This is a genomic window from Jiangella rhizosphaerae, assembly GCF_003579925.1.
GTDB lineage: Bacteria > Actinomycetota > Actinomycetes > Jiangellales > Jiangellaceae > Jiangella > Jiangella rhizosphaerae.
On the sequence record NZ_QUAL01000114.1, the window covers coordinates 1 to 13,532 of the forward strand.

Consider the following 13,532-nt stretch of genomic DNA (forward strand, 5'->3'; position numbering starts at 1 on the left):
GGCGGCGACGGCCGGCCCGGCGGCCAGCGTCACCGTCGAGCCGCGGAAGTTCTTGCGCTCCCAGCGCTCGGCGCCGCCGGGCTTGGCCGCACCGAGCTTGCGCGCCGCCAGCCAGGCGACGGCGCCCGCGGCACCGGCCGCGACCAGCGAGCCGACGACGCGCCTCACGACGAGCTCCCCTCGGTCGCGGCGTCGGTGACGCTGTCGCCGGGCTCCTCGGGCACCGGCGGCAGCGCGCCGTCGGTCTCGCCGACCACGCCGTACTGGCCGGAGCCACCCTCGGCCTGCTCGCTCAGCGCGAAGACGACGGCGGCCCGGCCGCTGGGCAGGTCGACGGAGTCGACGGTGGACACGACCTCGGCGAGGTCGCCGTTGTCGCGGATGGTCAGCAGCAGGCCGTCCTCGGCCGTCTGCGCGGGCCCGGCCACGACGGTGCCGGCGTCGGCGGCGTCGATGCCGGCGACCAGCGTGGCCAGCCGGTCCAGCCGGTCGCCGGCGTCGTCACCGGAGACGTTGCCGGCCACCAGGACCGCAAGCGACGGCGCCACCGAGGCGTCCTGCTCGAGCGTGATGAGCTCGGACTCCTCGAACGCCGTGACGGTGGCGGTGTCGATGGTCTCGTGCGAGGCACCGGGCTCGGCCGGCGGCGCCATCAGCGCGGCGGCCAGCACCGCGGCGCCGCGGGCGTACCCGCCGCCCTCGGTCGGCAGCTCGGTGCCGGACGACACGAGGTCGGTGGCCAGCTCGTCGAGCACCGGCTCGGAGTCGGGGTCGGTCCACGTCGGCTCGATGCGGACGGTGAGGTCGGCCGTCGCGCCGGCCGTCTGGAGGGTCTCGCGGACGGCGGTGACGGTCTCCTCGTCGGCGCCCGGGAGCGCGATGACGCCGACGTACTCGCCCTCGAGCTGGCCGGTGACCAGCCGCGGCGTCACCTCGGCGAGGAACGCCTGCTGGTAGGCGGTGTCGGCCTCGGTGGCCTCGAGTTGCGCGCGCAGCTCGCGGTTCTCGTCACGCAGCTGCGAGGTCTGCTCGGCCAGTGTGTCGTCGACGGTGTCGCCGAGCGGGCCCGCGCCGAGCACGATGCCGGCCGCCAGCGCGAAGAAGACGGCGATGATCGAGACCAGGTGATAGCGAAAGTCGATCACGTCAGAAGAGTCCCTGCACCCAGAAGTAGAAGCGGTCCCACCACGAGCCCACGATGTCGAGGTAGGCCTGGCCCGTCGGGGTCGAGTACATGGCCGCCACGACCGCCGTGATGCCCGCGACGACGAGCACGGCCAGCATCCACGTGGGGACGCTGCTGTGGTAGAGCCGGCTCACGCCCTTGGCGTCGACGAGCTTACTGCCCACCCGCAGCCGGGTGAGGAAGGTACTGGCCATGCCGGACCGGCCCTTGTCGAGGAACTCGACCAGGGTGGCGTGTGTGCCGACGGCCACGATGAGGCTGGCGCCCTTGTCGTCGGCCAGCAGCATGGCGATGTCCTCGCTGGTGCCGGTGGCGGCGAACGGGACGCCGGACAGCCCCATGCGCTCCAGCCGCCCCAGGCCCGGCGCGCGGCCGTCGCGGTAGGCGTGCACGATCAGCTCGGCGCCGCTGGACAGCGCGTCGTCGGACACGGAGTCCATGTCGCCGACGATCATGTCGGGCTTCAACCCGACTTCCAGCAGAGCGTCGGCGCCGCCGTCGACGCCGATGAGGACGGGGTCGTACTCGCGGATGTACGGCCGCAGCGTCGCGAGGTCTTCCTTGTAGTCGTACCCGCGCACGACGATGAGGACGTGCCGGCCGTCGAGGTCGGTGCGGATCTCGGGCACGCCGACGCCGTCGAGGAGCAGCTCGCGCTCGCGCTTGAGGAACTCCATGGTGTTGGCGGCGAACGCCTCGAGCTGCGACGACAGACCCTCGCGGGCCGCGCTCATCAGCTTGGCGAGGCTCTCTTCGTCGTGCCGGATGCCGGCGCCGATGGCCTCGCCGGTGCTCTCGCGGTACAGCGTGGTGCCGTCGACGCGCAGCCGCTCGCCCTCTTTGACGGCGCTGAACAGGTCGGGCCCGACGTCGTCGACCAGCGGGATGCCGGCCCGGACGATGATGTCGGGGCCGAGGTTGGGGTACCGGCCGCTGACCGACGGCCGGACGTTGACGACGGCGCCGGCCTGGCAGGCGACGAGCGCTTCGGCGGAGACGCGGTCGAGGTCGAGGTGGTCGATGACGGCGATCTCGCCAGGTCTGAGGCGCTTGGTGAGGTTCTTCGTGCGGTGGTCCAGACGCACCACGCCGCTGACCCCGGGCAGGTCATCGGGCTTGCGGCGGCGCAGTGCTGGCATCCTCACCAAGCGAATCCTGCCATGTCCGGGCCCGTAACACCGCATCGGTCCGGTGTGTGTTGGCCGTTCGTCGCGGTTCGGCGGGCCGCCTGCGTCACTGACGGGCGAGCGCCATCCTGATCTCGGCCGCGTGATCGACCACGCCGTCGCCGGACAGGTCGTACACGACACGCTCGATGGTGCCGGTGAAGGTGTAAGGGGTCCGGTAGAGGTCCGTCACGGGCGAGCCGGCGTCCGAGCCGACGGCGATCCCCGACGCGAGGCCCATGGCGATGGGGATCGTCACCGGCAGTTCGCCGGACCCGACCGGCTCGCCGTCGACGAACAGCGACGCCGTCCCCGGCGTCCCCTTGCCCTCCAGGGGGCGCGCCTCCCCGGTCGGCTCGAACTCGAAGCTCAGCGCGTGACGGCCGGCCGGGACGGATCCGTCGGACACGATGTGGAACTCCTGGTCGGCGACGTAGTTGTAGACGTAGTGCAGCCGCCCGTCGCGCAGGTAGAACGTGAACCCGCCGTCGACGCCGCCCTGCGAGACCAGCACGCCCTCGGCGCCGTCGTCGGGGATGCTGGCCAGGACGGTGATGGTGTGCGCCCGGTTGACGATGCGCGGCGCCGCCACCGCCGGCACCTCCTGCGTGCCCGGCCGGTACACGTACCGCGTGCGCGGCGCGGCGATGGCAGGGCGCTCCTCGGCGAGGCGCTCCTGGCCGCGTCCGTCGACCGGCAGCACGTGGTACTTGCCCGCCTCGACGTACCACTGCGCGATCAGCTCGATCAGCGTGTCACGGTGCTCGGCCGCGACGTCGTGGTTCTCGGTCGGGTCCTCGGCCACGTGGTAGAGCTCCCAGCCGGTGGCGTCGAGCGCGGTGAGCTCTTCAGCCGTGATCGGCTGGCCGAACGGGCGCCCGGCCTCGGCGAACGACGGTCCCGGCCACGGGCAGACCGCCCGCCAGCCGTCGTGGTGGATGGAGCGGTGGCCGAGCATCTCGAAGTACTGCGTGACGTGCCTGGTCGGTGCGCCGGCGTCGTCGAAGGTGTGTGCGAAGCTGACCCCCTCGAGCGGCGCCTGCGACACCCCGCGGATCTGATCCGGCGGGTCCAGCCCGAGCGCGTCGAGCACCGTCGGCACCAGGTCGATGGCGTGCGCGTACTGTGTGCGCACCTCGTCGCGCGCCTCGAAGCCGTTCGGCCAGTGGACGATGAACGGGTCGCTGATGCCGCCGCGGTAGGTCTCGCGCTTCCAGCGGCGGAACGGGGTGTTGCCGGCCCACGTCCAGCCCCATGGGTAGTGGTTGAAGTGCTTCGGGCCGCCCAGCTCGTCGATGGCGGCCAGGTTCTGCTCCAGCGACTCCGGCACGTAGTTGAAGAACTTGTTCTCGTTGACCGAGCCGGTCGGCCCGCCCTCGGCGCTGGCGCCGTTGTCGGACAGCACCATGACCAGCGTGTTCTCCAGCTCGCCGAGGTCGTCGAGGAAGTCGATGAGCCGGCCGATCTGGTGGTCGGTGTGGGTGAGGAACCCGGCGAACACCTCCATCATGCGGGCGTAGAGGCGTCGCTCGTCGGCGCCGCAGTCCTCCCACCGCCGGACGTCGGGGTCGTGCCGCGACAGCTCGGTGCCTGGCGGGAGCAGCCCGAGCTCCAGCTGCCGCGCGAACACCCGCTCGCGATAGGCATCCCAGCCGTCGTCGAACGCGCCCGCGTACCGGTCGGCCCACTCGCGCGGGACGTGGTGCGGAGCATGCATGGCGCCGGTGGCGAAGTAGAGGAAGAACGGCTTGTCCGGCGCGACCTGCTTGGCGTCGGCGACGAACGCGATGGCCCGGTCGGTGAGGTCCTCGGTGAGGTGGTACCCCTCCTCGGGCGTACGCGGCGGCTCCACGCGGTGGTTGTCGAACGTGAGCTCCGGGTAGTACTGGTGCGTGTCGCCGCCCATGAAGCCGTAGTAGCGCTCGAAGCCGCGGCCCAGCGGCCAGCGGTCGTACGGCCCGGCCGCCGTCACCTGGTCCGCCGGCGTCAGGTGCCACTTGCCGACGGCGTAGGTGTTGTAGCCGTGGCCCAGCAGCATCTCCGGCAGGAAGCCGTTCTCGAACGGGATGTAGCCGTCGTAGCCAGGGAAGCCGGTCGAGATCTCGGTGATGCCGGCCATGTGGTTGGAGTGGTGGTTGCGGCCCGTCAGCACGCACGAGCGCGTCGGCGAACAGAGCGCCGTCGTGTGCATGTTCGCGTAGCGCAGGCCGCCCGCCGCCAGCCGGTCGAGGTTCGGCGTCGCGATCGGGCTGCCGTAGCAGCCGAGCTGCCCGAACCCGGTGTCGTCCAGAATCACGAACAGCACGTTCGGCGCGCCCTCGGCCGCCCGTCGCGGCTCCGGCCAGGCCGGCTCGGACACGTCGAACGTACGGCCGACGACGCCCGGGAACGCCCGCCCGGCCGGGTACTCGGTGAGCGGCATCTCGGTGCTCTCCTCTGGGTGCGCGGCCGGGTGGGTCCCGACGGTGTCAGGCCGCGGTCGTGTGGGTCTGCAGCAGCTTCGCCTTCTGCGCCGCGAACTCGTCCGGGCTCAGCACGCCCTCGTCACGCAGCCGCGCGAGCTTGGACAGCTCGTCGGCCGTGCTGGGCGCGGTGGCCGCACTGGCGCCGTTGGTGCTGGCGGCGTCGCGGACGTACTCGCGGAACGCCTCGTCGCGGCGCTGGTACTCACGTGCCATCCGCTCGGTCATGCTGGAACCGCGCACGATCAGGTAGATCAGCGCGCCGAGCAGCGGCAGCACCAGGATGAAGATCGTCCACAGCGCCTTCGTCCAGCCGGACAGGTCGTCACTGCGGAACACGTCGGTGAGCAGGGTCACCAGGAGCCAGATCCACGCGATGAACAGGAAGAACCAGAGCATCGTGAGGAACAGGTTCAGGAGCGGGTAGTCGTCCATGGTCCACCTCCGGTCGCAGCGTGGCAGCCGGAGACGGCGCTCCCCTCACCCCCGCGGGGTGATCTCGGGCGGCTGCGGCCGTTCGGGCCGCGCGTGCTCGTGGCCGGACCGCACGACGTTCATCCGGTACGCGATCTGCGACGACGCGACGGCGAACAGCGCGCCGATCACCACGAGGTCGAAGACGATCTGCACCATCGCGGCGATCCGGGCCTCCTGCCCCGCGGCGTGGACGTCGCCGTAGCCGACGGTGCCCAGCGTGACGATGGAGAAGTACAGCGCGTCCGTGCGGGTCTCGAGGCCGTCGAACTGCGCCGGGTCGTTGCGCTCCATGAGGTAGTAGGTCAGCGCGAAGAACGTGACGACGACGTACAGCACCGACAGCAGGCCGAACACCCGCGTGCGCGCTTCGCCGAGCCGGGCCGAGAACCGGCGCACCTCGTGCGCCGTCAGCCACACCAGCCCGGCGACGCCGGCCAGGAACAGCGCGCCGCTGACGACCTCCGGTGGGTCGTGTGGGCGCGTCAGCGGCAGCGTGTAGTAGACGACGAGCGCGCAGGCCAGCGTCAGGATGCTGTGGACGATGTGCGCCATGGGCGACCTCCCTCACCAGCGGGGCGGGTCGTAGACGAGCACCGTCCGGGCCACCAGGTCCTGGACGGCGAGCGTGCGGCGGCTGAACAGCAGCCACAGCACGCCGATGGGGAGGACGACGCAGACCAGCGCTCGCACGAGCGCGCGCCACGGGCCGGGCGGCCGGCCGTCGGCGGTGACGACGCGCAGGCCGAGCACCAGCTGGCCCGGAGTGCACCCGACGAGGGTCCAGCTCACGGTCAGGTAGAGCAGGACCAGCACCGAGTGGCCCACACCGATCGCCCAGCCGGGAACCGGCGGGAGGGAGAACGGGGGCCCGTCGACGGTGTAGCGGATCCCGCTGAGCACGAAGCCGGTCAGCGCCGACGCCGCGGCGACGACGGCGGCATCGACCAGGGCCGCGGCGCATCGCGACACCAGACCGGCGCCGGTCACGGTGGCGCTCGCCGCCCGGGTTCCGACGGCGCCGGCTCGGTGCCGTCCCGCGATGGGCGGCGCAGAACGACGCGGTCGACGAACTCATTGATCGCACGGTCGGCGCCGGCGCTGCGGGAGCGCACGGCGTCGACGGCCTCCGCGGCCGCACCGGTGCTGGACTCGCGGACGATCCTGCCCAGATCGATGTCGTCGAGCACCCGCTCGACCAGCACGGGGATGTCCAGCCGCACGATGACGGCGTCGAGGTCGACCCGGCGGACGACGGCGTCGACGTCGATGCGGCGGACGACGGCGTCGAGGTCGACCCGGCGGATGACGGCGTCGACATCGGCCGCCGCGACGGCGCTGGCCACCGACTGCCGCCAGGCCCGCCGCAGGAGCAGCGCCGCCTCACGCTCGTTCCGGCGCTGCTCCGCGCGGCCGATCCGGGCCAGACGGTCGACGCGCCCGGCCAGCCGGCTCCGGCCCGCGACAGCCGTGCCCGCTCGGACGACGATCGTGGCGGCCGCCTCGACCGGCATCGCGGCGGCCGCGGCGACGTCGAGGGCGCGGCGGGTCGTGACGGCGGCCAGCCCGAGGGTCGCCTCCCCCAGCCGGGCGGCCGTCAGCCGCACGACCGGGGCCGTCCGGGCGGGACCGCCCGGCTCCGGTGGTGGCGGAGGAGCGCCCCATCCGTCCGGCGTACGGTCGCGGTGACCCGGCTGGGGCACGTCCGTCACCGCGCGGATCGCCAGCCCCGCCGCGCCGGCGATCAGGCGACCGGTCCGGCCGGCGGCCCGCAGTACCAGCGGCCGGTCGCCGCCCACCGTCCCGTTCGCGCCCATCGCGCCACCTCACCTCATGGCCAGGCTCCCGCGGGCACGTCGGGCCGGGCCTCACCCGGCTCAGGTGATCCGGCCCGCACGCGCAGATCGAGGTAGAGGTAGCCGAGGACGAGCGCCACGAACGGGATGGTCACCACGTAGACCAGCGCCGTGATGAGGTTGATGACGGTGAACGAGCCGTCGGACACCAGCAGCAGGATGATCCCGACCAGTGGCCCGGTGGTCGCGCCCAGGCCCACGACCAGCGCGGTGACCGCCGTCGTCCGCCACCAGTGACCTCGGACGACGTCGCGGCTGCGGCGGAACGCGTCGCCGGCGGACCGGTCCTCCATCATGACGGCCTGAACGGCGAACCCGTTGCGGACGGCGTAGATGAGCGCCAGCGGCGCGGTGAACACGAAGAAGAGCAGCGCCCAGCAGACGACCACCAGCCGCGCCGCCACCAGCGCCAGCGGCCGGAGATGCCGTCCGACCTCGCGGTACGCGGACAGCACGGTGACCGGCCGGCCGGCGTCGAGGTCGTGCAGCGCCTGCGCCACCGCCGCGACGACACAGAAGTAGGCCAGCAGCGAGATCGCGCCGCCGAGCAGGACCACCACGAAGACCGTCGCCGCGTTCTGGTCGCCGTCGGTGTCGACAAGGGACGTCAGCTCGCCGGCCTCGACCAGCACCCATTGCAACCCCACAGCCACGAACATGACCGGCACGTACACCAGCCCGATGCCGCTGAAGAGCAGCGGGTGCCGCCCGTACATGCGGCGGGCGGCGCCGAGGATGCGGCCCCAGGAGCGACGCTGCGCGACGGGGTACGGGTCGCTCGGCGTCCACGTCGTCCGCGTCGCGATGACCACGAGGGCGACGACGATGACGGCGAGCACCAGCAGGACGGCCTCCGGGTTGCGGATCAGCTGGAGCAGCAGGTTCGAGCCGCCCTCGACGACGCCGCAGAACGCGTCGGTGGCGCTGGTGCCGAGCGCCGAGCCCAGGGGCACCGTCGCGCTGGAGTCGCGCCAGCTGTCCTCGGACCACCGGATCGGCGCGGTCCACTGGAACTTCATGTTCGGGCCCGTGGGACCGTTGTAGAAGGCCTCCTGGCGTTCGCCCCAACGGCCCTCGAAGCCCAGCCAGGGGTGGCCGGACAGGTAGTCGTCGGTGTCGGCCGGGACGGCGTCGACGCGCAGGTCCAGCTCGGTGTGCGGGCCCGTCGTGTCGTCGCAGCCCACGCCGGCCGCCGAGCTGGCGCCGAGGTACAGCGCGGAGGTGAAGAAGTTGGCGTGCGACCCCTCCGCCGGATAGACCACCGGATGCGTGCCGTCGACGAGCTCGAGCTTGTCCTCGCCCCACGTCGCCCGTTCGGCGCTGGAGTGCTGGCTGTAGCCGACGGCGGCCGGCTCGACGTCGAGGGCGGCCACCGCGTCCGGGGCGTCGATGACGAGCTGGATCATCTCCCAATCGCCCTCGTGCAGGTTGTTGAAGTCGTTGTAGACGTAGAAGAACCAGTACTGCACCGCCAGCTGTCCCGGGCGGGCCGGATCGCCGACCACGCGGCCGTACGTCGTCGGCGCGGTGCCCTCGCTGATCTGCCGGCTCCACGTCTCGTAGCCACACCCCGGGTCGAGCGCGTCGCCCGGGAAGTCCAGGTGGTACTCGAGCAGGCCGGTCCCGATCTGGTCCGCGCTCGGCGCGATGCGCACCAGGTCGTTCGACGTCCACGGCCCGCGCAGGGCGACGCCGTCGTCGTCGAGGACGACGTCGACGTCCACCGGCAGGTACGGCTCGCCGTCGCCGCACGGCTCGACCTGCTCGCGCAGCCGGACGACGGGCGCGTATCGCTCGATCAGCTCCTCGGCGGCGCGGTCCTGCTCCGGGGTGCTCGGCGGCAGCGGCGCGACGTCGTCGTCCTCGGGTGGCGGCGGCAGGTCCGGCGAGGCGTGGACGGCGGCGGCGACCTGTGTGGCGGCGGCCGCGTCCAGCGTGGTCGCCTGCTGCGCCGGAACCGCCGTGGCGGCCACGGCCAGCAGGGCGATGAGAGCCGGGACCATGGGCGCCCCCTCGGTCTGGATCGCGACGGCGTCGCTCCCCCGCCGGACTGTGATCACCATAGACCCGTCCGAAGCCGCCGGCCGGATCTTCGCGATGATCCCCGCCGCATCGGGCCGCGCCGCCGGGCGGCCGGTGCGCCTCGCGGGTCAGCGGCTCCGCTTGGAACTGGCCGCGGTCTCGAGCAGTTCCTCGGCGTGCGCCCGCGCCGACGCCGACCCCTCGAGGCCGGCCAGCATGCGCGACAGCTCGCTCACCCGGCCGGTGTCGTCGAGGGTCTCGACGCCGCTGCTGGTGACCCGCCCGTCATCGGACTTGACGACCTTCAGGTGCTGGTCGGCAAAGGCCGCGACCTGCGGCAGGTGGGTCACGACGAGGACCTGCGCGTGCCGGGCGAGCATGGCCAGCCGACGGCCGACCTCGACCGCCGCCTTGCCGCCCACACCGGCGTCGACCTCGTCGAACACGAAGGTCGGGACGGGGTCGGCGCCGGCGAACACGACCTCGATGGCCAGCATGAGCCGGGACAGCTCGCCGCCCGACGCGCCCTTGTCCAGCGGCCGGGGCTGGGCGCCGTTGTGCCCGGTGAACAGGATCTCGACGTCGTCGACGCCGGTCGGGCCGAACCCGTCGCGTGGCCGGACCTCGACGACGATGCGGGCGTGCGGCATGGCGAGGGCGGTGAGCTCGACGCTGACGTCGTCGGCGAACCGGGCGGCGGCCTCGGTGCGGGCCTTGGTGATGGTGGCGGCGAGGTCGCCCAGCTCGGCGAGCAGCGTCTCGCGCTCCTGCCCGAGGGCCGCGACGCGGTCGTCGTCGCCGTCGAGCTCGAGCAGCCGCCGCGACCCGGCCTCGGCCCAGGCCAGGACCTCGTCGATGGTGTCGCCGTACTTGCGGGTCAGCGCGGTGAGCGCGGCGCGGCGCTGCTGCACCTCGGCCAGCCGCTCGGGATCGGTGTCGACGCCGGCGCCGTACGACGCGAGGTCGGCGGCGACGTCGCCGATGAGGTACGCGGCCTCGGCCAGCCGGTCGGCCAGCGCCGCCAGCTCGGGGTCGTGGTCGCGCTCGGGCTCCAGCGCCTGCCGGGCCTGGGCCAGCAGGCTGAGCACGTCGGGGCCGTCGGGCACGGTCTCGTCGCCGGACAGGCTCTGGTGCGCGGCGACGGCGGCGGTGCGCAGCGCGTCGGCGTGCGCGAGCCGGCCCTCCTCGGCACGCAGGGCCTCGTCCTCGCCAGGCTGCGGGTCGACGGACTCGACCTCGCCGAGCCCCAGCCGGAGCAGGTCGGCCTCCTGCGCGCGTTCGCGGGCCTTCGACGTCACCTCGTCGAGCTGGGCCTCGACGGCGCGCAGCCGGGCGTAGCGGGTGGTGTACTCGGCCAGCGGCTCGGCGACCGCCGCGCCGGCGTACCGGTCGAGGGCGGCCAGCTGCCGGGACGCCCGCAGCAGCCGCTGCTGGTCGCTCTGCCCATGCACGGCGACGAGCCCGTCGGCCAGCTCGCCGAGCAGGCTCACCGGAGCGCTGTGCCCGCCGACGTGGGCGCGCGAGCGGCCCTCGGCCATGACGGTGCGGCTGAGCAGCAGCTCGAGGCGTTCCCGCTTCTCCTTGCCCTTGCCGACGGTGCCGACCGGCTCGAGATCGGCGCCGGCCTCGGCCGCGCGCTCGGCGACCGCGCTCCCGGCGTCGATGGTGACGCGGCCCTCGACCACCGCGCGGCTGCTGCCGGTGCGGACGGCGCCGCCGTCGGCACGGCCTCCCATGAGCAGGTTGAGGCCGGTCAGCACCATGGTCTTGCCGGCGCCGGTCTCGCCCGTGACGACGGTGAGTCCGGGACCCAGCTCCAGCTGGGCGTCGTCGATGACGCCGAGTCCGCGGATTCGGATTTCCTCGAGCACGGGACCTCAGCCTACCGTCGCGGCGCCGCTCGACACGGGCACGACATGTCGGGGGATGCGTGGGTGGTCCGGGCCGCCGGCCGCCCGGGTGTCGCGCCGGACGATCATGGATGGCCCGGCGCCGGTGGCCGTGGCCGGGCGCCGCGCCAGCCCTCGACCGGCAGGGCGAACTTGGCGACCAGCCGCTTGGTGAACGGTGCCTCGTGCAGCCGCGCGAGCCGGACCGGCCGCGACCCGCGGCAGACCTCGACGCGCGCGCCGGCGGGCAGTTCGACCGCGCGGCGGCCGTCGCACCACAGGACGGCGCCCGGCGTGCGGTGCTGGATCGTGACCGCCATGCTGGACGTCGGCGCGACGACGAGCGGCCGGGCGAACAGGGCGTGGGCGCTGATCGGGACCATCAGGAGCGCCTCGACCTCCGGCCACACCACGGGCCCGCCGGCGCTGAACGCGTACGCCGTCGAGCCCGTCGGCGTGGCCATGACGACGCCGTCGCAGCCCCAGCGCGACAGCGCCCGCCCGTCGATCTCGGCGACGACGTCGAGCATGCGCTCGCGGCTGGCCTTCTCGACGCTGACCTCGTTGAGCGCCCAGCCGGCCGCGGTCTGTGTGCCGTCGTGCCGCACGGCGACGTCGATGGTCATGCGCTCTTCGACGGCGTAGTCGCGCTTGACGATGTGGTCGACCGTGTAGCCGAGGTCGTCGACCTCGGACTCGGCGAGGAAGCCGACGTGGCCGAGGTTGACGCCCAGGATCGGCGTTCCGCTGGGGCGGGCGACCTCGGCGCCGCGCAGGATCGTCCCGTCGCCGCCGATGACCACGACCAGCTCGCAGCCGTCGGCGGCCGCCGGATCGCCCTCGGCGACCACGGCCGCGACCCGGTCGTCCGACTCGGGGATGTCGATGTCGTGACGCTCGTCGGCCATGACGCGCACCTCGATGCCGGCCGAGCTGAGCTTGTCGATCACCTTCGCGGCGATCTGTCTGGCCTCCTCGCGCCCGGTGTGGGTGACGAGCAGTACCGTGCGGGTCATCGCGGCCCTTCCTCTACGGCGCGCTGGACGTCCTCGGTGCGGACCTCGGGCGCACCGGCCCGCAGCCAGAGGAAGTACTCGACGTTGCCCGACGGTCCGGGCAGCGGGCTGGCGGTGACGCCGTTGACACCGAGGCCCAGCTCGCCGGCCGCCTTGGCGACGTCGAGGACGGCCTCCGTGCGCAGGGCGGGGTCGCGCACGACGCCGCCCTTGCCGACCCGTTCCTTCCCGACCTCGAACTGCGGCTTCACCATGAGCGCGAAGTCGGCGTCGGGCCTGCTGACAGCGACCAGCGGGCCGAGCACCAGCCGCAGCGAGATGAACGACAGGTCGCCGACCACGACGTCGACCGCCTCACCCACGATCTGCGGTGTCAGGTCGCGGACGTTCGTGCGGTCGTGCACCTCGACCCGCGGGTCGGACCGCAGCGACCACGCCAGCTGCCCGTAGCCGACATCGACCGCGACGACCGACGCCGCGCCGCGCCGCAACAGCACGTCGGTGAAGCCTCCGGTCGACGCGCCCGCGTCGAGGCACCGCTTGCCGGCGACCGTCAGCCCGGCCGGTTCGAACGCGTCCAGCGCGCCGGTGAGCTTGTGCCCCCCGCGCGAGACGTACTCGTCGCCCTCGGCCGGCTCGGTCACCAGCACCGCGTCCGCCGGATCGACCGCCGTCGCCGGCTTCGTCGCGACCCGTCCGCCGACCTTCACCCGGCCGTCGCCGACCAGCGTCGCCGCGTGCTCGCGCGAGCGGGCCAGCCCACGGCGCACCAGCTCCGCATCGAGGCGTCGTCGAGGTGGCACCGGCCGGTCAGCCTTCGCCGTCGACGGAACCGGGGCGGCCCGCCGCCCCGCCGGGCGAGGCGAGTCCACCGGGCGAGGCGGGCCCACCAAGCGAACCAGAGCCGCCGGACGAAGCAGGCCCACCAGACCAAGCGGGCCCGCCTGGCGACGCGGGCCCACCAGACGACGCGAGTCCACCAGACGAGGCGGGTGCGCGGAGGCCGTCGGCGGGACCGTGCTGACCGGTCGCCCCGGCCTGCGGACCGGTGACCCCGCCCTGACCGTCCCCCGGCAGGTCGGATTCGTCCTCGAACGCGGCGTCGGGTTCGCCCGCCAGGCGGTCCTGCAGCACCTGATGGACCCGCTCGACCAGCGGGGCATGCTCGTGCACCGGCAGCTCGTCGAGCGCCTGGAGCGTCCGCACCGCCTCGTCGACCTGCGCGTCGCCGGTGCCGCCGTCGTCCGTCAGTTCCCGCATGACGGTAACGCTAATACGGCCGCGCGGGAGCACGGGTGATTCGTGCTTCATCGAGCGCCGCATCGACCGATGCCCGGTCGACGACGGTTCCGCCGGCGTCCTCGGCGGCGTCGGCCGCGGCCCAGACGGCGCCGCACACGGCACGCAAGGCGTCGAGCCACTCGTCGCCCGCGCCGTTCTCGCCCGCGCCGTTCTCGCCCG

At 73.4% G+C, this 13,532-nt stretch carries 12 protein-coding genes and 1 pseudogene; all 13 read right to left on the reverse strand.

Going from position 1 to position 13,532, the window contains the following annotated elements:
* Positions 1-164 precede the first annotated feature (164 nt).
* On the reverse strand, positions 165-1,145 hold the full coding sequence (locus DY240_RS11960) for a copper transporter (RefSeq protein WP_119660118.1): 981 nt from the start codon (positions 1,143-1,145) through the stop codon (positions 165-167).
* A gap of 1 nt (position 1,146) precedes the next feature.
* On the reverse strand, positions 1,147-2,325 hold the full coding sequence (gene steA / locus DY240_RS11965; RefSeq protein ID WP_119660119.1) for a putative cytokinetic ring protein SteA: 1,179 nt from the start codon (positions 2,323-2,325) through the stop codon (positions 1,147-1,149).
* 94 nt (positions 2,326-2,419) lie between these two features.
* Positions 2,420-4,774, reverse strand: a complete 2,355-nt coding sequence (locus tag DY240_RS11970) for an arylsulfatase (RefSeq protein ID WP_119660120.1) — start codon at positions 4,772-4,774, stop codon at positions 2,420-2,422.
* Positions 4,775-4,820: 46 nt separating this feature from the next.
* Positions 4,821-5,249 carry an SHOCT domain-containing protein gene (locus DY240_RS11975; protein WP_119660121.1) on the reverse strand — a complete coding sequence of 143 codons (429 nt, stop codon included), beginning with the start codon at positions 5,247-5,249 and terminating at the stop codon, positions 4,821-4,823.
* Between the two features lie 45 nt (positions 5,250-5,294).
* A complete protein-coding gene (locus tag DY240_RS11980) occupies positions 5,295-5,843 on the reverse strand; it encodes a potassium channel family protein (RefSeq protein WP_119660122.1) in 549 nt (182 codons plus the stop codon).
* A gap of 12 nt (positions 5,844-5,855) precedes the next feature.
* Entirely contained in the window at positions 5,856-6,278 is a 423-nt protein-coding gene (locus tag DY240_RS11985) for an RDD family protein (RefSeq protein WP_199701357.1), read from the reverse strand.
* Positions 6,275-7,105, reverse strand: coding sequence for a hypothetical protein (locus DY240_RS11990; protein WP_119660123.1), 831 nt, complete (start codon positions 7,103-7,105; stop codon positions 6,275-6,277). Before DY240_RS11990 ends, DY240_RS11985 begins: the two co-directional genes overlap by 4 nt.
* 14 nt (positions 7,106-7,119) lie before the next feature.
* Positions 7,120-9,207 carry a Vps62-related protein gene (locus DY240_RS11995; RefSeq protein WP_119660124.1) on the reverse strand — a complete coding sequence of 696 codons (2,088 nt, stop codon included), beginning with the start codon at positions 9,205-9,207 and terminating at the stop codon, positions 7,120-7,122.
* An 87-nt stretch (positions 9,208-9,294) separates the two neighbouring features.
* Entirely contained in the window at positions 9,295-11,037 is a 1,743-nt protein-coding gene (gene recN, locus DY240_RS12000) for a DNA repair protein RecN (protein ID WP_119660125.1), read from the reverse strand.
* Positions 11,038-11,141: 104 nt separating this feature from the next.
* A complete protein-coding gene (locus DY240_RS12005) occupies positions 11,142-12,071 on the reverse strand; it encodes an NAD kinase (protein ID WP_119660126.1) in 930 nt (309 codons plus the stop codon).
* Entirely contained in the window at positions 12,068-12,874 is an 807-nt protein-coding gene (locus DY240_RS12010) for a TlyA family RNA methyltransferase (protein ID WP_119660127.1), read from the reverse strand. Before DY240_RS12010 ends, DY240_RS12005 begins: the two co-directional genes overlap by 4 nt.
* A gap of 7 nt (positions 12,875-12,881) precedes the next feature.
* Positions 12,882-13,331, reverse strand: coding sequence for a hypothetical protein (locus tag DY240_RS33295; RefSeq protein WP_158602828.1), 450 nt, complete (start codon positions 13,329-13,331; stop codon positions 12,882-12,884).
* Between the two features lie 10 nt (positions 13,332-13,341).
* Positions 13,342-13,532: pseudogene (locus DY240_RS31905) on the reverse strand (hypothetical protein); the annotation flags it as partial.